This is a genomic window from Dictyoglomus thermophilum H-6-12, assembly GCF_000020965.1.
Lineage (GTDB): Bacteria > Dictyoglomota > Dictyoglomia > Dictyoglomales > Dictyoglomaceae > Dictyoglomus > Dictyoglomus thermophilum.
The window spans coordinates 431459-452160 of record NC_011297.1 but is presented as its reverse complement, the minus strand read 5'-3'; the positions used below and the strand labels follow the sequence as shown (position 1 = coordinate 452160).

At 32.9% G+C, this 20702-nt stretch carries 22 protein-coding genes; 7 read left to right on the top strand and 15 right to left on the bottom strand.

Features of this window, described 5'->3' with window-relative positions:
* Window positions 1–15: 15 nt before the first annotated feature.
* A complete protein-coding gene (gene csx2 / locus DICTH_RS02150; protein ID WP_012548577.1) occupies window positions 16–1215 on the top strand; it encodes a TIGR02221 family CRISPR-associated protein in 1200 nt (399 codons plus the stop codon).
* A gap of 57 nt (window positions 1216–1272) precedes the next feature.
* On the top strand, window positions 1273–2145 hold the full coding sequence (locus DICTH_RS02145) for a damage-control phosphatase ARMT1 family protein (protein WP_012547224.1): 873 nt from the start codon (window positions 1273–1275) through the stop codon (window positions 2143–2145).
* On the opposite strand, the gene DICTH_RS02140 is transcribed toward DICTH_RS02145, so the two are convergent.
* Complete coding sequence (locus tag DICTH_RS02140; RefSeq protein ID WP_012548138.1) at window positions 2126–2713, bottom strand: hypothetical protein; 588 nt, start codon at window positions 2711–2713, stop codon at window positions 2126–2128. The genes DICTH_RS02145 and DICTH_RS02140 overlap by 20 nt on opposite strands.
* A gap of 82 nt (window positions 2714–2795) precedes the next feature.
* Here DICTH_RS02140 and DICTH_RS02135 point away from each other — a divergent pair, with 82 nt between their 5' ends.
* The 3 genes from DICTH_RS02135 (at window position 2796) to DICTH_RS02125 (ending at window position 7586) form a co-directional block, all read left to right on the top strand.
* Window positions 2796–5873: a M6 family metalloprotease domain-containing protein gene (locus tag DICTH_RS02135; protein WP_012547367.1), complete on the top strand. Its 3078-nt coding sequence runs from the start codon at window positions 2796–2798 to the stop codon at window positions 5871–5873.
* Window positions 5874–5904: 31 nt separating this feature from the next.
* Window positions 5905–6777: a PorV/PorQ family protein gene (locus DICTH_RS02130; RefSeq protein WP_012548235.1), complete on the top strand. Its 873-nt coding sequence runs from the start codon at window positions 5905–5907 to the stop codon at window positions 6775–6777.
* 101 nt (window positions 6778–6878) lie between these two features.
* The gene (locus tag DICTH_RS02125; RefSeq protein WP_012548514.1) at window positions 6879–7586 is read left to right on the top strand and encodes an SOS response-associated peptidase; all 708 of its coding nucleotides are present in this window, start codon (window positions 6879–6881) and stop codon (window positions 7584–7586) included.
* On the opposite strand, the gene DICTH_RS02120 is transcribed toward DICTH_RS02125, so the two are convergent.
* Genes DICTH_RS02120 through DICTH_RS02110 form a run of 3 tightly spaced genes read right to left on the bottom strand, consistent with a single transcriptional unit; the run spans window position 7583 to window position 11598 of the window.
* Window positions 7583–8344, bottom strand: coding sequence for an alpha/beta hydrolase (locus DICTH_RS02120; RefSeq protein WP_012547702.1), 762 nt, complete (start codon window positions 8342–8344; stop codon window positions 7583–7585). The genes DICTH_RS02125 and DICTH_RS02120 overlap by 4 nt on opposite strands.
* A 24-nt stretch (window positions 8345–8368) precedes the next feature.
* The gene (locus DICTH_RS02115; RefSeq protein ID WP_012546966.1) at window positions 8369–10132 is read right to left on the bottom strand and encodes an SLBB domain-containing protein; all 1764 of its coding nucleotides are present in this window, start codon (window positions 10130–10132) and stop codon (window positions 8369–8371) included.
* An 11-nt stretch (window positions 10133–10143) separates the two neighbouring features.
* The gene (locus DICTH_RS02110; protein WP_012547647.1) at window positions 10144–11598 is read right to left on the bottom strand and encodes an SLBB domain-containing protein; all 1455 of its coding nucleotides are present in this window, start codon (window positions 11596–11598) and stop codon (window positions 10144–10146) included.
* A 164-nt stretch (window positions 11599–11762) separates the two neighbouring features.
* Here DICTH_RS02110 and DICTH_RS02105 point away from each other — a divergent pair, with 164 nt between their 5' ends.
* Together DICTH_RS02105 and DICTH_RS02100 are read left to right on the top strand one after the other, a co-directional pair.
* Window positions 11763–12155: a HEPN domain-containing protein gene (locus DICTH_RS02105; RefSeq protein WP_012547221.1), complete on the top strand. Its 393-nt coding sequence runs from the start codon at window positions 11763–11765 to the stop codon at window positions 12153–12155.
* Window positions 12106–12468, top strand: coding sequence for a nucleotidyltransferase family protein (locus DICTH_RS02100; protein ID WP_012548067.1), 363 nt, complete (start codon window positions 12106–12108; stop codon window positions 12466–12468). The genes DICTH_RS02105 and DICTH_RS02100 overlap by 50 nt, the downstream gene beginning before the upstream one ends.
* A gap of 118 nt (window positions 12469–12586) precedes the next feature.
* On the opposite strand, the gene DICTH_RS02095 is transcribed toward DICTH_RS02100, so the two are convergent.
* From DICTH_RS02095 to DICTH_RS09690, 11 genes are all read right to left on the bottom strand, one after another.
* Window positions 12587–13219, bottom strand: coding sequence for a hypothetical protein (locus DICTH_RS02095; RefSeq protein ID WP_012547980.1), 633 nt, complete (start codon window positions 13217–13219; stop codon window positions 12587–12589).
* 92 nt (window positions 13220–13311) lie between these two features.
* Window positions 13312–13509, bottom strand: a complete 198-nt coding sequence (locus DICTH_RS02090) for a PIN domain-containing protein (protein WP_012546905.1) — start codon at window positions 13507–13509, stop codon at window positions 13312–13314.
* Window positions 13510–13562: 53 nt separating this feature from the next.
* A complete protein-coding gene (locus DICTH_RS09830; protein WP_236608289.1) occupies window positions 13563–13712 on the bottom strand; it encodes an AbrB/MazE/SpoVT family DNA-binding domain-containing protein in 150 nt (49 codons plus the stop codon).
* Between the two features lie 511 nt (window positions 13713–14223).
* A complete protein-coding gene (locus DICTH_RS02085) occupies window positions 14224–14427 on the bottom strand; it encodes a toxin-antitoxin system TumE family protein (RefSeq protein ID WP_012547540.1) in 204 nt (67 codons plus the stop codon).
* Window positions 14424–14606 (bottom strand): hypothetical protein, encoded by a 183-nt coding sequence (locus tag DICTH_RS02080; RefSeq protein ID WP_041723173.1) that lies wholly within the window; start codon window positions 14604–14606, stop codon window positions 14424–14426. Before DICTH_RS02080 ends, DICTH_RS02085 begins: the two co-directional genes overlap by 4 nt.
* Window positions 14578–14868 carry a hypothetical protein gene (locus DICTH_RS02075; protein ID WP_012548651.1) on the bottom strand — a complete coding sequence of 97 codons (291 nt, stop codon included), beginning with the start codon at window positions 14866–14868 and terminating at the stop codon, window positions 14578–14580. Before DICTH_RS02075 ends, DICTH_RS02080 begins: the two co-directional genes overlap by 29 nt.
* Window positions 14869–15433: 565 nt before the next feature.
* On the bottom strand, window positions 15434–16033 hold the full coding sequence (locus tag DICTH_RS02070; protein ID WP_012548266.1) for a sugar transferase: 600 nt from the start codon (window positions 16031–16033) through the stop codon (window positions 15434–15436).
* Window positions 16030–17187, bottom strand: a complete 1158-nt coding sequence (locus DICTH_RS02065; protein WP_012547229.1) for a DegT/DnrJ/EryC1/StrS family aminotransferase — start codon at window positions 17185–17187, stop codon at window positions 16030–16032. The genes DICTH_RS02070 and DICTH_RS02065 overlap by 4 nt, the downstream gene beginning before the upstream one ends.
* Window positions 17188–17318: 131 nt before the next feature.
* Entirely contained in the window at window positions 17319–18548 is a 1230-nt protein-coding gene (locus DICTH_RS02060) for a glycosyltransferase family 4 protein (protein ID WP_012548193.1), read from the bottom strand.
* Window positions 18549–18576: 28 nt separating this feature from the next.
* Window positions 18577–19698 (bottom strand): glycosyltransferase family 4 protein, encoded by a 1122-nt coding sequence (locus DICTH_RS02055; protein ID WP_012548337.1) that lies wholly within the window; start codon window positions 19696–19698, stop codon window positions 18577–18579.
* Window positions 19695–20642 (bottom strand): hypothetical protein, encoded by a 948-nt coding sequence (locus tag DICTH_RS09690; RefSeq protein WP_158301528.1) that lies wholly within the window; start codon window positions 20640–20642, stop codon window positions 19695–19697. Before DICTH_RS09690 ends, DICTH_RS02055 begins: the two co-directional genes overlap by 4 nt.
* Between the last annotated feature and the right edge of the window lie 60 nt (window positions 20643–20702).

The window sequence follows — 20702 nt, the reverse complement described above, 5'->3', positions numbered from 1 at the left end:
TGATGCTTTTGGATTATGGGGGAAGTAAAAAACATTTTGTTATCCTTAATTGGAAGAGGAAAAGTATTGGAAAATATATCGCAAGGATATAAAAGGACTAGTTATAGATTTAAAACTGGTGAAATTTTTGAAACTGGATTTTTCGGATCTGCCTTATGGAAATATATCTCCCAAAAAGAAAAGATTAATTACTGGTATATATTTGGAACCTCTACCTCTTCTTGGTCTGAAATAATCTACGCTTTAGATGAACAAAAAATGTCTAAATTTCAAGACCTCGCTTATGAGATATATGAGGCAGAAAATATAGGTATTAAAGGAGATCTTTTGAAAAATTGGGAAGAGGCCTTATCATCGGAGATTCCAGGTATAAAACTCATCCTAATTGATCCTCTTGACTACAAATTTTTCTCAGAATTTCTATTGGAAAATTTACCTGAAAATGACGACTTAAAAATTATCCTGGATATAACCCATGGTTACAGATATTTACCTTTAATTTTAAGCTTCTCCATTATGTACGTAAAAAACTTTAAGAACATAAAAGAGCTCAAAATATACTACGGTGCTCTCGAAATGAGCCAAGATAACGCTCCTGTTTTAGAAATTGATCATATAAATGAAATTTTTCAACTCTCCACAGCCTTTGAGCTCTATAAAAATTCTGGCTACTTCCCTGAGCTCCTAAAAAATTTAGGCTTAAACAGAAGAGAAGATGTATATTTCTCCATCGAGATGAACGAAAGGCCAAGAGAGGAATTAGAAAAAATAATAGAGGAATTAGAAAGTATAAAAGAAAAACACAAAAAAGTACCTGCAAAAGCCTTGGTAGAAGACCTTATACCTCTTTGCAGAGAAAGATACTTAGAAGACCGAATGGTGGAGAGAGCAAAATTCTTTTTCAAAAAGAAGCAATATTTGAAAAGCCTTATCTTACTTTATGAAGCTCTAACCATAATTATTCTGAAGAAGGCAGGCTATAGAGATCTATCTAACATAATAAATAGAAGAGAAAAAGCGAGGGAAGTATATAGCAAAGTCCTCACCGAGGAATGGACAAGAGAGACCTTTAATAACCTTGAGAAAATAAGAAATTCTGCTGTCCATGGAAACTTAAGAGAATCCCAATCTTCTATAAGAAATTTTGAAGATTTCAGCAATCTCTTTCAAAAGTCCTTAGAATTATATCATCATCTTAGAAAAAGCCTAAATTAATTTTAAAATTATATTAATTGACTTTTAGGAAATTTTAAGATAAAAACTATTTTTGCTATGAAGACGAGATGGGAATGCTTTACCTGTTTTTTTAGACAAGCAGAATCTGCCTTAAAAAGAATAAATATACCTAATGAAAAAAAGATAGAGATAATTAAGGCGATAGCAAAAGATTTAGAGAATTTTTCTCCTGAGGACACACCCTCCTACAATACATATTTAATTTTTAAAAAGATATATGAGCTCTCAGGCTCAACGGATCCATACTTTGAAGAAAAAAAGTATTACAATCAACAAGGATTAAAACTTTACGAAGCCCTGAAAAATATAGTAGATAGTTCTCAGGACCCCCTCTATACAGCAGTAAAAGTGGCCATAGCAGGAAACGTTATAGATCTTGGCATCTTGAATATTTCAAAACTCAATCTTGGCGAATATATTAAAGAGATCATAAATATTCCCCTTGCCATTGATCATTATTTTTACTTTAAGAATGAATTATCGAAAACCAATGAGATTCTATATCTTTTGGATAACGCTGGAGAAATAGTATTTGACAGAATATTAATAGAGGAACTTTCTAAAGAGAAGAAAATAATAGCTGTAGTTAATGAATATCCTATAATTAATGATGCCCTCATGGAAGATGCCATTGAAGTAGCACTAAACAAATATGCAAAGATTATCACTACTGGCTCAGGCTCAGTAGGAAAACCCCCAGAACTTGGGGGAGAAGAGTATAAAGAAGTCTTCAACAATGCCAAACTTATAATATCAAAAGGACAAGCAAATTATGAAAGTTTAGAAGGAAGAGGCTATAATATCTTTTTCCTCCTTAAAGCAAAGTGCGAGGTAGTAGCAGAAAACTTAGGAGTAAAAGAAGGAGATTTGGTATTCTTATACGAAAAGGCTAAAAATAATTTAAAATAACATAACTTTTATCAAGAATTATAGTGAGTTTTTTATTGTCTAATATTATTTCCACCCTATAATTTTCACCATCTTTAACTACCTCATACTTCAACTCCTCCTTGTCTTTTATAAAACCCTTTGCCTTCAAAAAACTATAAATTACATCTTTCAATAATCCCTCATTTACCTCAATAACTCTTTCAATATCTCTTATAACCCAACCCCTTTTTGCTTCATCTCCCACAAATTCAATCTCTGCCTTTACCAAATCTCCAGGTTTTAAAAAGTAGCAGGTATAAAGAACTTTTTTCCTAAAATCATCAACATTTTCTAAATTAGCATTTAATGACAAAGGATAGAGAGGTATTATATCCCCAACTTTTGCAAAATTTTTAAAACCTTCTACACTCTCACTTCTCACAACCTCAACCACAATCTCTGAAAATGGAAACTCCTTATGAACAATTGCCTTAACCTTTGCAATTACTATACTCCTGTTTTCAACTACTGGTATCATATTTCCAAAAGCAACTTGAATAAGAATTAAAAAAATAATTAATATTAAAAAATATCTTAATATCTCCATAATTTATCCTCCAATTTTAAAACTCTTTCTTACTTTTATAGTATAATATCAGTTAAATATTCACAAACATAGGGAGGGAGATATGGGTAAAAAAATTGTACTAATTCTTAGCCTCTTTCTTGTTTTAGCTCTCATATTAAACACTTCCTTTGCCCAAGTATTACCATTAACAAAAGTTCACATTATGCCACCCCACGAAAAACTCCTTGAAAAAAAGGTCAAACTTCCAAAGCTTCCTGAAGTTTCACCATCTAACATTCCTCAAGGAATAAAAATTTATGGAACCATTGAAAGAGCTCAAGGCACAGGCAAAGCAATTGTAATACCAGTAGAGTTTACGGACAAGCCAAGACAACCTGAAAACGTAATACCATCAAACTACTTTGACATACTCTTTAATAGCATAGGTGCAGATTGGACTACTATAAATCCATATAATGTAGGTAGCGTAAGAGAATTTTATAAAGAAAACTCCTATAATCAATTTGACATTACAGCAACAGTTTTACCATGGTATACTGCAACGTATACATATGGATACTATATAAATGACAATAACTATGGATTTAATGGGGGAGTGTTTGTCTTAGTAAAGGAAGTTCTTCAAAATGCGGTAAATCAAGGGTATGATTTAAGAAATTACGACGTTATATTTGTTATTCACTCAGGACAAGGAGCAGAATGGACAGAAGATCACAATGATATCTGGTCTCACGCCTCTACTATATATGTCACCATTGATGGTCAAAAAGTGCCCATAAGATATTCCATTGAGCCAGAATATATGGAAGATTACGATTCTCAAGGAAATCCTGTAATTGTTCCTCAAACGGTAGGTGTATTTGTCCATGAAATGGGACATTCCTTTGGACATCTTCCTGATCTTTACGATAGAGACTACTCCTCCTTAGGACTTGGTAGATGGAGCCTTATGGCAGGAGGATCTTGGAATGGCCCGGCAGGACCTGGAGGATATAGCTTAGGTGGAGGACCTTCTCACTTTGATGCTTGGTGTAAAATCCAGCTTGGGTGGGTAACTCCTATCGTTCCTAAGGAGGATTTAAGTAATGTAAGCATACCACCTGTGGAGACAAATCCTGTGGTATATAAGCTCTGGACCGATGGAGTAGAAGGTCCTGAGTATTTTTTGATTGAGAATAGGCAAAAAATAGGATTTGATGAATATTTGAGGGGGTCAGGACTTCTTATTTATCATGTAGACGAAAATATGCGAAGCTTCCAAAATGATTATGAATGGTATCCAGGCCTTGATCCATCAAGACATTATTTAGTAGCCTTAGAGCAAGCAGATAGAAAATGGGATTTAGAAAAAAAAGTTAATAGTGGAGACAGTGGTGATCCATATCCAGGATCTACCAATAATACAACTTTTGATGAAAATAGTACTCCAAACAGCAAAGCCTATGGAGAGATTCCAACCAGCGTTGCTGTTAGAAATATACAACTTTCAGGAGAAAACATTATATGTAATATTTATGTAAAAACTCAAAATGCGCCACAATCTACTTCCTTTATAAAGCATTTAGCATGGACAGGAGATAACCCTCTCACCATAAGACCATTATTTAAATGGGAAGCCATTCCTTATGCTACCAACTATAGATTACAAGTTGCTACAGATAGTAATTTTAACAATATAGTGATAGAAGTAACTACAGAAAAAACAGAGTACAGGCCAACTCTTGATGAAACCTTATATCCTGGCAAAACTTACTTTGCAAGAGTAAGAGCAGAAAACGAAAGTGGTGCATCATCTTGGACAACTATATCCTTCACAACTCCAACTTCTTTTGAAGCTCTACTTGTTGCCGATGATGGTGGAGAATACGGAATAGCTCCATATTTTGAAAAAGCCTTACAAGATATAGGTGAGACATATTTCATCGTAGACGTATATTATGACAATGCTGTACCGTATGCATCCTTTATGAGTAATTTTAACTGGGTAATATGGGGTGGAGATTGGGGAGCAATCTATGATCCATCAGTCCAAAACGAGATAATAAATTATCTTGATAGTGGTGGAAAACTTTTCATCTCAAGCCAAGATTTAGGCTGGGGATATTCAGCAGGATATATAAGTAGTACTTTCTACAATACATACTTGAGAGCCAACTTTATACAAGATAATGTAGGAATATATTCTGTAAAAGGCACAAGCACGAGCGAATTTGCAGATTTATCCTTCACTTTGAATGCAGAAGGATCTCTCAAAAATCAAGCATATCCTGATGAGATAGATCCACTGGAAGGAGCAAGACCAATCTTAGTCTATAATCCTTCTGGAACTTCTCCTATACCTATAGAGATCAAACTCCCAGAAAAGATAAAGGAGCAAAAATCGCAGATAGTTATAAACAAGGAAATTGCATCTTCTGGAACAGCAGGCCTTTTCTATGCGGATCCTGAAAAACATTATGGAGTAGTATATTTTGCCTTTGGACTTGAAGGCCTTTCTCCTGATATAAGTGGTGAGGTCTTAGGAAGAGTAAAATATGCATTGTTCTCCTCTCCAGATATAACTGCTACCGTCACTTCAAGTTTTAATCCTAATAATAACGAAAACTGCAATATTAATTTAACAGTACAAGACAATGTAGGATACGCATATATTACAGTAAAAATCTATAGTACTTTAAATAATCAAAAGAAAGATTTAATAAGGACTCTTGTAGAAAATACAAGAGTTGATAATGGAACATATAATTTCGCATGGGATGGAAAGGATGAAAATGGAAAGGTAAATCCAGGAAGATATATGGTAGAAATCTCTGCAAAGGATGAACTAAACAACATTACTACAAAAACCTACTACATTACCATTCCTTATGGAGTCCCATTATCCTTCCTAAATGTAACAAAATTCTCAAAAACCTTTAATCCCAATAAAGAATTTGCAGAGATTTACTTTACAATAACCCAGGATGCTTCTGTAAAATTCATAGTATATAGCCTTGCTGGAGTAAAACTTTACGAAAAAGACCTTGGATATCTACCAGCAGGAGACTATAGCATAATATGGGAAGGAATCAACTTAAAGGGCGAAACACTTAAGAACGGACTTTATGTATTCCAACTTGTAGCAACATCCTCAGAAGGAGAAGCAAGAATAAACAGATTTATAGGAATACTGAAGTAATTAAAAGAATTCAAAATAGGAGGAGACTAAAATGAAAAAGAGTTTAATAGTAGGATTTTTAACGATAATATTTCTTCTGTCTATAACCTTTGCCAGCGATACTGGGGGAGTATTCTCCCCCATGATATTCAATGCAAGATCAGCAGGAATGGGAGAGGCCTTTACTGCCATATCCGAAGGACTCTCTGGCTTAGTTTATAATCCTGCTGGATTAACCTTTGAAGAAAAAGCAATGGTGGGTTTTAGCCATACACAACTTCCTCAAAGTTTCACAAGGGTAGAATTTGTAGGAGGAGCAATAAACTTTGGAGTCTTTAATGTAGGTTTAGGATTTCAAGCAACAGGAGTAACAAATCCCGATGAACTATTATTCCCATATTATGATGCTACCCTTAATCTCACCTTAGCTAAAAAAATTAATGAAAAATTAAGCATTGGAACATCTCTTCACTCATATATAGCTAAATTAGATACAGGCGAAGCTGAAGGATTAGGTGTCGATATAGGAACAATCTATGAGATAATTCCAAACTTAAAAATTGGAGCAGTATGGTACAATCCTATAAGTTATATCAAGTGGAACACAGGTACAGTAGAAACTGCAGGAAGACAAGATTTAGTTATAGGAGTCTCCTACAAACTAACCTTAGGAGAATTTCCTTTGAACTTTGCCTTTGATTTCAGCCTTTACGACAAAATATACTTCTACCAGAGGCTTCATTTGGGTTTAGAAACCCAAATACCAAAAACTCCAGTATTTATTAGAACAGGATATAACGGGGAGAAAAATACTATAAGTTTTGGCCTTGGGGTAAACATAAACAATATAGAATTCGACTATGCATTCCTCTATACAAAAGATCTATCAAATCAACACTTATTCAGCCTCTCATTAAAATTCTAAGAAATCTTTCACAAAGCCTCCCTCATATGAGGGAGGCTTTTTTGCTTTATTAAAATTACTTGTATAATAATCAAAACAAGCTCAAAAAGGAGATGAGTTAAATGTGCGGAAGATTTACCCTTGTTCAAGTTGAGAAAATTCCTACAAGATTCAATGCTCAGATAATAGGAGAGATAAACTTAAGAAAAAGATATAATATCTCTCCCAATCAGCCAGTGCCTATTGTTTTTCAAGAAAGTCCAAACAAAGTAGAAGAAATGATATGGGGACTAATTCCCCATTGGGCAGAAGATCCTAAGATTGGAAACAAGCTCATCAATGCAAGAGCAGAAACTCTTCTTAAAAAGCCAGCTTTTAAAGAGTCTTTCTTAAGAAGGAGATGTCTTGTACCTGCCGATGGATTTTATGAATGGAAAAAATTAGGAAAAGAAAAAATCCCCTATTATATAAAAATGAAAGATTCATCACTCTTTGCCTTTGCAGGCCTCTATGATGTTTGGAAAAGTCCTGATGGAAGATTAATAAAAACCTTCACCATAATAACAACCGAGCCTAATGAGCTGGTAAAAGAAATACACAATCGAATGCCTGTTATCTTAAGAAAAGAATATGAAGAGATATGGATAAATAAGGAAGAAACTGACGTTAAAAAACTACAATCTCTCCTTGTTCCATATCCTGCAGAAGAGATGGAAGCATACCCTGTATCAAAAAAGGTAAATAGCCCTTCTTATGATAGTGAAGATCTTATAAAACCCGTAAAAATTTATATCATTCCCAAAAACGAGCAAAGTCAATTTGATATTTAATTATGACTTTCTATCCAATCATAGATATTTTTATAAAACTCATCCTTATACTCTTCATCCTCAAAAAGCTCATGATATCCACCAGGAAATTCTATTAATTTTTTGTCTTCATGAGTTAACTTTTTAAAAAACTCTCGAGCTCCATTAGGATCCACATATCTATCCTCGGTAGGCACTAATATAAGTATAGGTACATTAAGACTTGAAGCCTTTTCATGAGCTATTTTTATGTTTTCCATCATAGAGAGTCCTAATCTAAAAGAAATTTTGCTATGCATAAGAGGATCATTCATACACTTTTCAATCACCTTTTTATTTCTCGACAGATATTGAGGATCTAACTTATTGTTTATAGTTACACTTGGAAGAATTTTTCCAAAAGCCTTTGCAATAAAATTTGTAACTGGATCTACTTTAACTCCCAAGGCAGGAGCAGAAATCACAAGAGATTTTATTTTATCTTGTCTCTCCTGAGCATATCTTGTAGCAATTAATCCTCCAAGACTATGCCCAAAAAGATGAAATTTAGGGATATCAGAGGTCAAATTATCAATTATCGAAACAATTTCTTCAATAGATGTATCCCCTCTTTTTCCATCACTTCTACCATGCCCTGGATGATCAAAACCAATAACTCCATAATTCCTTTCTACTAAATCATTTACTATCTTCTCGTATCTTCCAATATGTTCTCCAAGCCCATGTACAATTACAACCCACCCCTTCTGTGGCTTACCAATTCTAAAAGAATAAATCATACCCTTCTCACCCCCAAGGAAAAATTACCATCCTACAATAGGCTTAAGAAGTGAGTACACATAGAATATTCCACTCAATATGTTCACAATATCCTGCCATCCTTTTATAAAAACTTCAGGAACAAAAATTATGTCATTTTCTTCTATTGTAATGTCAAGATCACTTCTTCCTTTATTCACTATCTCATTAACATTTATAGGTATAACTTTTGTCTCGCCATTTATTTCCCTTACAATAGCAATCCTTGAAAGATCTGCCCTATCTTTAAATCCACCTGCCATACTGATATATTCCGTAAGTTTCCTACCCTCTCTGTACTCATAAGCAGCAGGATTATTTACCTGTCCAAGAACATATACCAATCTTCTTAATTCAGGTATATACAATGTATCTCCATCTTTTAACTCTAAATTATCTTTTTCTATACCTTGCAAAGCATTTACTACGTTAAACTTATAAGTTAATTTTTTCCCGTTTTCCAACCTAACAAGCTCTCCACCTTCTCTTGCAGCTTTTTCTGTAAGCCCTCCTGCTTTTAAAAGTATCTCTCTTATCCTATCTCCCTCTACAATTTCATAAACCCCCGGATTTCTTACCTGTCCCAATATCTTTACACTCTTCAATACAGGAGGTACATATATGACATCTCCTGGATTTACTTTTATATCCTCTTCACTTTCCTCTCCAAGTACAAGCACTCTATATAGATCTATAATGATCTTATCGCTTTCCTTTCCACCACGTCTAAGCTCAATTCTTCTCGTACTTCCATTAGGAAGAACTCCCCCTGCTTCTTTGATAAGCTCGCTTATTTTTGCCCCAACTACTGCCTGAGTTACTCCTCCAATCTCCTCCCCCTGAGGACCTGTTTTTATCTCCTCTACAAGTTGAATTGGTCCTGGATTTGCTACAAAACCAAGCACATATACCCTCTTCGTCTCTGTAAGCACAGTAATACTATCTCCATCTTTTAATTCAATATTTGCCTTATCTTTTCTTTCTTTATCTCCATAATATAATCCATAAAGGTCAAGATAAATTCTAGTACCATCTACTCTATCAAGAGTAGCATCAAATAAGGAAGCATTTATTGCAAGCCCCCCAGCCATATCAAGCACATCTTTCAATCTCTCCCCATCCTTTACTTCGTATTCTCCGGGGCTTTTCACTCTCCCAAGTATCTTTACTCTATCGCCCATAAGAGGTACGTATATAAAATCTCCTTCTTCTACATATGGATTCTGAGAGGTATCTCCATATTTCAAAAATTTTAGATAATCTAATTCTAATACTTTTTCTCCCCTCTTTATAAATATTCTCCTATAGGAAGCAGAAGCCTTTAATCCTCCAGCTATTTTTAATACATCATCTAAGGTACTTAAGGCAGAAACTTTGTAATTTCCAGGATTTGCAACCTCCCCAGTAATCAAAATATTTACTTTTTTCACATTAATCAAATCCACATAAATATTTGACCTGGGATAAAATCTAACAAGCTGTCTTGAAATCTCCTTTGTAGCATCGGAAAGGGTAAGATTAAGAACTTTAATACTACCTACAAGAGGAAGAAATATAAATCCTGTGGGAGACACTGAAACAGTAAAACTTTCTGTTTTATTATTTTCTTGCACTACAAATATCCTTAAAACATCTCCTGGCCCTAAGACGTACTTATCAGGTTCAATAACCTTCCCAGAATAAACTTCTCCTAAAGAAGGAGCTTCCTGAGCATATATTAAAGAGAAAGAAGCAATAAGTAGTATTAACACTAAAATGGCTCTTTTCATTTTTTCACCACCTACTCAGTCTTTATAGGAATGTTAATTATATCACCATCCTCAAGAATTATATTTACACTTTCATCTCCTTCTTTATAAAGTTTTGTTAAATCAAGTTGTATTACTTCTTTTTTCTCAGTAATATATCTTTCTACCGTTATATTCTTAAGATCTGCCCTTACTGTAAACCCTCCAGCCATCTCTATCACATCTTTTATTCTCTCTCCAGGCTTAATTTCATATATCCCTGGATCTTTCACCTCACCAAGGACCTTTACAGTCTTCTCTGCCAATGGCACATACACTATATCCCCAGGAACTAATTTAACTTTTTCCTCCTCCACATCTCCTTTTACAAGTACTTTAAATAAATCAACTTCTTTTATTACTTGACCATCTCTTATAACTTGAACTCTTCTTCTACTTCCATTAGGAAGCACTCCTCCAGCCTTACTGATAAGCTCACTTATTTTTGCCCCCTCTTTTATCTCACTTTCTCCTATAGCACTCTGTCCTCCAACCTCATTTTTAAATTCTCCAGATACAATAGTAAAAACCTGAGGCTTAGCCACGTATCCTATTACATAAACTTTATCCACTTTTAAAGGTATAACTATAGAATCCCCATCTTTAAGCTCTAAGTTTTCTTTGTCATCTTTCTGATAAATTAACTTAAGAAGATCTATACTTATTATCTGCTTATTCCCATCAATCTGTCTTTCTATATAGCTTCCGAAAAGATCTGCTTTTTCTGTAAGGCCTCCAGCCATATCAAGTACATCTTTTAACTTTTCTCCTTCCTTTATCTCATATATTCCAGGATCTTTTACTTCACCAAGCACCTTAACACTCTTCCCCATAAGAGGTACATATATAATGTCTCCCTCTTCTACATATGGATTTTGAGAGGTATCTCCATATTTCAAAAATTTTAAATAATCTACCTCTATAGTTTTATTTCCTCTTTTTATCTGAATACGACGTAAAGAGGCAGAGGGTTTTAATCCTGCAAGCTTAATAGCATCATCTAAGGTACTTAGTGCAGAAATTAATTGAGTTCCTGCCTTTTCTACTTCACCTAAAACATATATTTTAAACTTGCGAGGATAAACGAGATCTATGAATATAGTGCTTTTAGGATAAAACCTAATAAGACGCCTCGAAATTTCTTTTGTGGCTTCAGAGAGAGTTAAACCAGCAATTTTTAGCGATCCTACAAGAGGCAAACTAACAGCTCCCGTAGGTGAAACTACAGCATCAAAAGAAATAGGCTCTCCCGCTTGCTGAATTAAATAAATTCTTATTACATCTCCAACGCCAAGTATATACTTATCAGGTTCTGCAATTCTTCCAAAATATATTTCCCCCGTTACAGTAGTTTGGCTCTGAGTAGTAGTTTGCCCCTGAGTAGTTTGTGCAAAAGCACAAGAAAAAAGAAATAAAACAAGAGCCAAAATAATTCTCAACTTATTCATTAAATTTACCTCCCAAAAAGCCTCTCTTTTAATTTTAGCACATACCCTGAGAAATAGTTGACAAAAATCTAAAGAAAAGATGGATAAGGCTCTTTTTACAATTTTTGATGTTCTTCATCTTAAGCCAAACACACTCTAAAGTCAACCCATGTTATAATATAACCATGAATAGAGCTTTTGATTGGCTAAAACAGGCTAAAAGAGATTTAGAACAAGCGATAGATTCACAAAAAGCAGGAAGGCATGAATGGGCATGTTTTTCTGCACAGCAATCTGCGGAAAAAGCAGTAAAAGCATTACATCTATTTTTAAATCAAGAGGCATGGGGACATGTAATTGCAAAACTTCTCTCAGAACTTCCTGAAGAAATCTCTGTTCCCCAAGAGCTAATAGAAAAAGCAAAAGTATTAGACAATTTCTATATACCTACAAGATATCCTAATGGACATCCCGAAGGAGCACCCTTTGAACACTATGGACCATTGCAAAGTAAGGAGGCAATAGAATATGCCAGTGAGATCCTTGAATTCGTCAGTTCTAAAATGGGCAGACCGTAAAAAGATCGAAGAAGAATTGGAAAACTGGATAGATAAAGTAGTTAAGGAAAAAAGAGGAGTAATAAAAATAGGATACTTTGGCTCTTATGCTCGAGGAGATTATGGGGTAGGAAGCGACCTGGATATAATCATAATTTTAGAAAGTTCCTCCCTTCCTTTTGAAAAGAGAGGTATAGAATGGGATACTACAAATTTTTCTGTACCAGTAGACCTCTTAATATATACCATAGAAGAATGGCAAAAACTTGAAAAAGAAAATTCCTCTTTTTACAAAAAAGTAAGCAAAGAGGTTATTTGGTTGTTTACGGCTTAATATATTAAAACTTAGGACTAAGCAAATTAAAAGTAGGTTTTCTTTTCATTAACTCTTTTCTATTAAAAATTAACAAAAACCTTTACCTCTTTTTTAAGACTCGTTACTTATTACCCATCTAATCTCCTGGAGAATAATATGCAAATATTTTAACTACCTTCTTTTTCATCAATTCAAAACGGAGTCCAAATTCGGAAGAATACTTCTCATTTAGTACCTTATACCAAATTTCATTTATCTCTCCTTTATCATTATATATAACAAAACCTAACATTTTCTCTTCATTGTTTTTCTTAACTTCATATAATTTTACATTATGAAAAGCCCTTTCATAAATCTCTTTAACATCACACCTAAAACTTTCAATTACTCTTTTATAATCTTCTCCTATTCTTATCCCTCTCGGTCCAACAATCTTTTTACCTGTGATTTCTATTTCTTCTATAGGCCTTTCCAAATCCTTATGAGGAGCTGGAGGAGGAGAAAGCAAAACATATCCCCATTCATAATAGCAATATTCAACCTCATCTCCATATGCTCCCCAATACTCTTTCTTTGTATTTTTAGGTTTTCCTAATTTCCTTAACATTCTATCCTTGGTATCTAACAATTTAAGACCATTTATAATTTCTTCTTTCTCTGTAAAAACAGGTTTTCTATCCACAAAAGAGCTGAGAGATAAAGATACAGAAATATTAACTACGACTAAAAACAAAACAAATCCTAATAAAAACAATTTTCCTATTCTCACTAACTCTCACCCCCTATTATCTTACTCTTACCACTCTTTCTAAAACTCCTACTACTTCAACTCTTACTTGGAATCCTTTCCATAAGTGCTTCCTACTCAAATATATCCTTATAATCCAATTTTAAGCCTCTAAGATTTAATATAGGAATAAGTAAATCTCTAATCTCTTTTCTGGGAAGTTTATAATAACTTTGAAGCATAAAAATTGTCTCAAAAATAACTAAAGGACTCGTTAAAACCCTATCATCTTTAGTGAAATATTGCAACAATAGGTTATCCAAAAATTTCATACTTTAGACCTCTTTTAAAACCTCCTTAGCAACTTCTTTCTCTATAGCTTCTCTTATTTTTTATAATATTCTAGCTTCCTTTTAGGTTTTACTCTACCAAAACACTCATCTAACTTTGAATGTATAGGAACAAGTTTTACTATATCATTCTCTATAACAAACTCAACTTGATCTCCAGGCTTAAGATTTAAAAATTCCCTTATCTTTTGGGGTATGGTAATTTGTGATTTTTGGGTTAGAACTGTTTTATCCGTAATCTTAGGAATTTTTTTCTTACCTCCTCTTTAGTAATACAAAATCTTAAGTATTATTATAAGCTAAAAGATATTCAAAAATAAGAAATCTATCACAATAAAAGGCATAAATAACTACAAAAACAAGTAAAAAACTACTAATAAGGCGGATCATAAGAGGATAGAAGAATTAAAAATTGGATAAATAATTAAGATATTTTGGCTCTTATGCTCGAGGAGATTATGGGGTGGGATAGGTGATATATACCTTCACTCCAAAATACTTGCCATACCATGGTGGTGGCTATAAGCTTCTTTTTATCTACTCCAACACCAACTGAAAATTTTAACAGTTTAGGTATCTAAAAATTATTTTATAAGTTCACTCCAAATGTCCTTAAGCTCTAAATCAGAGTAATATTCAGATAACTTCTTTTCATCTACCTTTTTCACCTTAACTTAAATTATAGTATATCACTTATCATTCAAGTATTTTATCTCTTATAAAATTTAGGAACTCTCTTATTGCCTCCTCAGGATTATTAGAAATGTAGCTCTCAACTACATTTTCTTCTGTCCCCATATGAAAATGCTTTGGAAAAGTTTTTACTTTCTTCCAATTCTTATGAGGAGCATTATCGTGCCTATATATGGAACTATCAATAAACCTCCTCTCCAGATTCAACAATATTTTCCTGACTTTGAATAAAAAATATCCAAGAAACTTCCATCATAAAAGTATAAACGCAACTTCCATGGTTCTTGGCTCTGAGTATAGATTACCTCTCCAGATTCAACAATCGAATTATATTCCTTTAATACGGTATCTAATAAACTAAGATATACTTCTGATATCTTCTTCAATTATTTTAATAGTCTCCTCAAGATTTTCTAAAAGAATTAAGTCCTCCCATGCAGGATGCTCTGAAATTTCTCCTTTAAAAATCTTTTCCTCAAGTTCTCTTGAAGAAGAAACTTTATATCTATCAAGAATTCCTAAAATATCTATCTTCATCTTCCTCCTTTTCTCCTGCAAGAAAGCTTTCAGACTTTCTTTAGTAATCTCCTCAAAATCAATACCTAAATCATTAGCTATCTTCTTTATGAGATCTTCAGCTATACTCATTTTTCTCACCTCAACTTAAATTATACCACATCACCCATCACTTATTAGTTGCTTTCGACCTTTCAACTTTTTGCATGATAGAGAAACTAAACATACCTACCTCTTTTACATATCAAATTTTCCAACCCAAACGACCTTGAACTTCATACCAATAACATCTTCCATAAGAAGGGTCTTTCTAATTTCCAAATTCCTTTTTATTAGCTTTTAGATTATTTTGAATATTCATGTGTCATATGAGTTATATAAGTGGTAGCCATAAGCCTTAAAAATTTCATCTCAATTGAGAATTCTATATAAAGTTCACAAGATAAAAAGTATTCATAAACCCTCAACTTAAAGACTATACTTTTACAGTAAAGTTTCTTTTGTGTGAGAAAGCCTTAAAAAATTTATCTTAAAAACTCAGATCTAAAGTCTGTGAAAAATTTCTTTATAATAAGATCAATTTCTTATTCAAATTTACTTACAACTTTCTCCAGAACACTCACTACCTCTTCAACCTCTGCCTCACTCAAATTATTGTGAAAAGGCAAGGCAAGAGTACGCTTTGAAATATCCTTAATCAAATCTTTATCAAATTGAATATTGTTTTTAATATTACTAAAAAATCAGTCCATAAATTAGATCTTTCCAAGTATTTTAAACTTTGTTTGACTTTTAAAGGTAAAATTTCTTTTATATATTTTTCCTCTGGATCTTCAGCTTTGGCTAAAACTTCGCTTTCATCCAAAAAATTTAAAGATGTCGGATCTGTCATCCCTGGAACATACTCTAGTATTCTCCGCATTTCTTCATCGTAAAATTTTAAATACTTGGGAACCTCAGGCCTTGGTCCAACCAAACTCATTTCTCCTTTCAACACATTTATTAATTGAGGTATTTCATCGATCCTAAATTTTCTTAACCAAAAACCCACTTTAGTTATTCTCGGATCTTTACCAACTGTTATAAGCCTCCCTAAACTATCTGCATTTACAACCATTGTCCTAAATTTCCATATGTGAAACTCCTTCCCCTTATACCCCACCCTCTTTTGCTTATAAAATATAGGGCCATTATCCTCTAATTTGATGAGTAAACTTACAACTAGAAAAATTGGTATTGTAATGAACAAACCTAATAAACTAAGCATAAAATCAAATAATCTTTTACTCTTTTTCATCTTCTATATTTTTTAACTACATCTATAACAGCTTCAATAACATCATATACATCTTCATTTGACATTCTAGGATAAAGAGGAAGACTTATTATTTTGAGATAATTTTCATATGCCACAGGAAAGTCATTAGGCTTAAAACCATACTTATCTCTATAATAAGGATGAAGATGGATAGGTATAAAATGTACTGATGTCCCTATATTTCTGTTTTTTAATTCCTCTATAAATTGATTTCTATCTATTCTTAACATTTCTAAATTTAACCTTAAAACATAAAGATGCCAAGAATGTTCTACCTCAGGTCTTTCAATTGGTGTTCTCAAGGCTTCTATATCTTTAAAAGCAGAATTATACATATTGACTATTTCTCTTCTTCTTCTTTGAAAATTTTCTAATTTATTAAGTTGCCACAACCCTATAGATGCCTGTATATCTGTCATATTATACTTAAATCCTGGATATACTACTTCATAATACCAACTACCCTCTTTGGAATATCTCTTCCAAGCATCTTTACTCATACCATGAAGACTTATTATTCTTGCCCTCTCAATAAAATTTGGATCCCCTGTTAACATACCACCTTCTGCCGTAGTTAAGTTTTTAGTAGCATAAAAACTAAAGCAAACAGGATTATTTGAAGATCCAATAAATCTCCCTTTATATTTAGCATGAATAGCATGAGCAGCATCTTCAACCACATATAGGTTATATTTTTCAGCGATATCATATATAGTATCCAACTCTACAGGATGCCCAGAATAATGCACAGGAAGTATTGCTTTAGTTTTATTGGTAATAGCTGATTCTATTTTATTAGGATCTATATTTAAAGTATCTGACTCTACATCAACAAGTACAGGTTTTGCTCCAACATGCTCTATCACATTCACAGAAGCACAAAAGGTCATGGGAGTAGTTATTACCTCATCTCCAGGACCTATCCCTAAGGTTACTAAAGCAGTGTGTAAAGCTGCCGTACAAGAATTTAGAGCCAAAGCTGAAGGAGAATTAAAATATCTACAAAACTCTTCCTCGAACTTTTTAACCTTAGGTCCTGTAGTAATCCAATCTGATTTTAAAGTATCAACAACTTCATTTATTTCTTCCTCTCCTATCCATGGCGGTGAAAAGGGTATAAATTTATTTCTCATTTTTAACCTCCCAATTTAAAAATATCTTTATAACTCCTGTTAACCATCTTAACATATTTTAACTCTTTAAACCTAGTTTCAAAACAAACTTCAAAAAGTATAAAAGCACAATCATCATAGTAAGTGGAAAGTTAAATATTAATCACTTCCAAAAATTTCCTTGCTAATATTTTATAATCATGGTTTTTTATAACATATTCTTTACCTCTTAATCCCATCTTCTCTCTTTCGTCTTTTGACATACTTATAAGTTTTCTAATAGCATTTGCAATAGCAATAGGATCCTCTGGAGGAACAGACATGCCACAGCCACTTTCTGCTACCAGATCATTTCCTGCTTCTACTGCATGTATAATAGGCTTTCCTGCCATCATGTAATCAAAAAGTTTATTAGGGCTTACCCCAAATCGGTATAGAGGACTCCTTCTCCAACCAATGTAAAAAATATCAATTTTATCCAATAATTCAGGAATGGATTTTTTAGGCACAGGTGGTAAAAAAACTACTTTATCTAGTTTATTTTCCTCTACATATCTTTGTAGTTTCTCTTTTTCAGGACCCTGCCCAACAAGAACGAGCGCAACTGGTAAATCTTTAAGATACTTTGCTGACTTCACAAAATAATCAAGAGCATTTGCTACCCCCAAAGAACCTGCATATCCCACAAGAAATTTTCCCTCATTCTTAAATCTTTCAATTACACTCTTATGTTCCTCCGGTAACGGATCAGTAAAAGACTGCCACTCTTCTATATCGATACCATTAGGAATGTGAACAAACTTCTCAGGTTTTAAACCTCTGCTTACCATATAATCTAAAGCCTTAGGAAGAATAGAAACAACCTTATCACATTTTCTATAAGCAAAATCTTCTGCTATTTGGAGAATTATTATAAATGGATGCCATTTAGGCATTCCTCCAAGCTCTATAGGTGTTAGTGGCCATAAATCATGCACTTCAAAGATCAACTTTGCCTTTGAAAAACGAGAAATTAAATAAGCTGGGTATATATCTAAAGGATATGTAGATGAAGCAATAACCACGTCTGGTTTAATCTCTTTTGAAAACCTCCTACTATTTTTAATTAGCTTAAATACAAAACTAAAAATGTTTATAACTCTTTTAATTCCATTTCCCTTATATCTTGGAGTTTTTATCCAAATATATCTCATTCCATCAATTAGCTCCTCTTTTATCTCACTATCAATTTCTGGATTCTTGCTTCTTACATGAGAAAAAGAAGAAGCGATTATTGTTACTTGATGTCTATTCTTGACCCATTCTTTCCCCAAATAATAAGGCCGATACTCCATTCCATATTTAGGCGAACCTGCATAATGATTAATAAGTAAGATGTTCATTTTCTACCCTCATCTTGAAAATTTTAATCTATGTCTTAATCTCTCCTTTTAGTAACTCTTTATACAAATCTAATAACTTTTCACTCTCTTTTTCCCAATTATACTTCTCTAATACAGCCCTTCTTCCATTATCTCCCATTTTTTTTGCCTCTTCAGGATGCGCTATTATATACCTTATAGCATCTGCTATTTCTTTTGGATTTAAAGGATCTACACATATGCCACAATTGTCTCTCTCAACGATTTCTCTCCAAAGAGGAAAGTTAGATGTAATAACAGGAAGTCCAGCAGACATATATTCAAACATTTTATTAGGCTGACTATTAATATGATTAGGCAAAGGAGAAAAAATAACTACTCCAGCCTTAGATCTTGCCATAATTTCATAAACATTTTCTCTTCCTACAAACCCATAATAGTTCACTTTCTTCCAACCTTTCATACCTTTAATTCTCTTCTCTAATTCTGCACTTTCAAAATTTCCAGCAAGATTTAGTCTTACATTATCTACAAATTCTAAAGCCTTTATTAACTCATTAATTCCCCTTATTTGAGAAATGCCTCCAATATAACATATCTCATTCATTTTATTCTCATTGTAATTATGATATAAAAATTTAGATTCTTCCAGTAGTGGATAATTATTTACATTAACACTATTAGGATTAATCTTTAAAAATTTCTCTGTAATTGAGGGTGTTGCACAAACTATCCCATCAAAATACCTACAACTATATTTTTCAAATATGGAAAACACCTGGGATAACATTCTTAAAGCAAACCTATTAAGATATGGCTTTGACAAAAGTTGAAGAGGTACATCCTCGTGTGAGTCAAAAATTACCCTTTTCCCCAATAATTTTAATATTAGTCCTATAGGAATTAACTCAGGATCATGTAAATGATAAATACTTGAATTAGTCTTTAATGCCAATCTTAACGCTCTCCAAGGCTGTTTAATGACTCTCTCAAGTCTACTGCCTACCTTAGGTAAAGGCAGTATATGAACCCCATCAATAACTTCTTCCTTATGATGTTGAACAATAAGATAAACATAATACCCTGACTTTGCTAATGTTTTACACTCTTTGTGAAATATACGAACATCAAAAGAAGGGTGAACGGTTGTTATATGACAGAGTTTAATCATCCTTCACTCCTATACTTTATTCTATTTTTAGGTATTATTATTGAAAACAAAAGCAATATTAAAAACCCATGCGTAGTCATGACAGTCAATAGGGCGCTATTTGTAAATGCATTGGCAAATACAGCCAGAGGACCTATTAATACTTCATTTTTATCCATATCACAAAAACTATCTAAAATTTTAAAAAATAAAATTAAGACAAAACTCCATAAAATAGCTCCCAAAAAACCAAAATTCATATAGCTATCTCCTAAAATGCCATTATTAGCTCCCATCTCAGGTGTTCCAAAATAAACACTGCCTATTAAATGAGGAGGATTTAATGAGTAAGGATATTTTAAAAAACCACCAAATAATCTATGCTGAGCAAGATACGTAAAACCTCTAGAAGTAAAAAAATCATAATAATAAAATGACAATAAAGCAGGAACATAGAAAGTTCGCCTTGTCAACAACGAAGAAACCCATATGTCTCCCATTAAAAAGTAAGATAAAATACCTAAAGCTACAGTAAGTCCTATTAATAGTGTGGTTAACAAATAAAGTTTTTTACTACCATATTTTTGATATAACCAATTAACGCCTAAAACCAAAATGGGAACAAATAAAAAGCTTTTTAATCCTGTTTGGGAAAATAACAACAATTGAATAAATATAGAAAAAATAAAAGTAAGCCATTGTCTCTTGTTAAAAACATAACTTAAAAATAAGGGATTTATAGCATAACCAACCCAGTTAAAAAGATAGCCTGCAAACGGTATATTACTTTCTACATACCTAGATCTAATCTCATATACCAGTGAAAGATCAAAATTAAAAGAAATTCCAAGATATTTAAATATTAAAAATAGAACAGCCATATTAAAAAGAATAGTGCAAGTCAAAAATAGAAACTTAGAAAATCTAACCCTTCTAACCTTAAATATTGGAAAAACGTAATACATAAAAATAAGTAAAAACCAAAAAAAAGTACTATAATAGAAAAACAACCTTGGTTTATCACA

Excerpts from the sequence above, each read along its gene's own strand:
- DICTH_RS02120 (WP_012547702.1), bottom strand. The coding sequence starts at position 8,344 with ATGATTTATTCTTTTAGAATTGGTAAGCCACAGAAGGGGTGGGTTGTA.
- DICTH_RS02070 (WP_012548266.1), bottom strand. The coding sequence starts at position 16,033 with ATGAAAAAGAGTAAAAGATTATTTGATTTTATGCTTAGTTTATTAGGT.
- DICTH_RS02105 (WP_012547221.1), top strand. The coding sequence starts at position 11,763 with ATGAATAGAGCTTTTGATTGGCTAAAACAGGCTAAAAGAGATTTAGAA.
- DICTH_RS02090 (WP_012546905.1), bottom strand. The coding sequence starts at position 13,509 with ATGAAATTTTTGGATAACCTATTGTTGCAATATTTCACTAAAGATGAT.
- DICTH_RS02140 (WP_012548138.1), bottom strand. The coding sequence starts at position 2,713 with ATGGAGATATTAAGATATTTTTTAATATTAATTATTTTTTTAATTCTT.
- DICTH_RS02115 (WP_012546966.1), bottom strand. The coding sequence starts at position 10,132 with ATGAAAAGAGCCATTTTAGTGTTAATACTACTTATTGCTTCTTTCTCT.
- DICTH_RS09690 (WP_158301528.1), bottom strand. The coding sequence starts at position 20,642 with ATGTATTACGTTTTTCCAATATTTAAGGTTAGAAGGGTTAGATTTTCT.
- DICTH_RS02065 (WP_012547229.1), bottom strand. The coding sequence starts at position 17,187 with ATGAGAAATAAATTTATACCCTTTTCACCGCCATGGATAGGAGAGGAA.
- csx2 (WP_012548577.1), top strand. The coding sequence starts at position 16 with ATGGGGGAAGTAAAAAACATTTTGTTATCCTTAATTGGAAGAGGAAAA.
- DICTH_RS02130 (WP_012548235.1), top strand. The coding sequence starts at position 5,905 with ATGAAAAAGAGTTTAATAGTAGGATTTTTAACGATAATATTTCTTCTG.
- DICTH_RS02100 (WP_012548067.1), top strand. The coding sequence starts at position 12,106 with ATGCCAGTGAGATCCTTGAATTCGTCAGTTCTAAAATGGGCAGACCGT.
- DICTH_RS02125 (WP_012548514.1), top strand. The coding sequence starts at position 6,879 with ATGTGCGGAAGATTTACCCTTGTTCAAGTTGAGAAAATTCCTACAAGA.
- DICTH_RS02110 (WP_012547647.1), bottom strand. The coding sequence starts at position 11,598 with ATGAATAAGTTGAGAATTATTTTGGCTCTTGTTTTATTTCTTTTTTCT.
- DICTH_RS02060 (WP_012548193.1), bottom strand. The coding sequence starts at position 18,548 with ATGAACATCTTACTTATTAATCATTATGCAGGTTCGCCTAAATATGGA.
- DICTH_RS02055 (WP_012548337.1), bottom strand. The coding sequence starts at position 19,698 with ATGATTAAACTCTGTCATATAACAACCGTTCACCCTTCTTTTGATGTT.
- DICTH_RS02145 (WP_012547224.1), top strand. The coding sequence starts at position 1,273 with ATGAAGACGAGATGGGAATGCTTTACCTGTTTTTTTAGACAAGCAGAA.
- DICTH_RS02135 (WP_012547367.1), top strand. The coding sequence starts at position 2,796 with ATGGGTAAAAAAATTGTACTAATTCTTAGCCTCTTTCTTGTTTTAGCT.
- DICTH_RS02075 (WP_012548651.1), bottom strand. The coding sequence starts at position 14,868 with ATGAGTATAGCTGAAGATCTCATAAAGAAGATAGCTAATGATTTAGGT.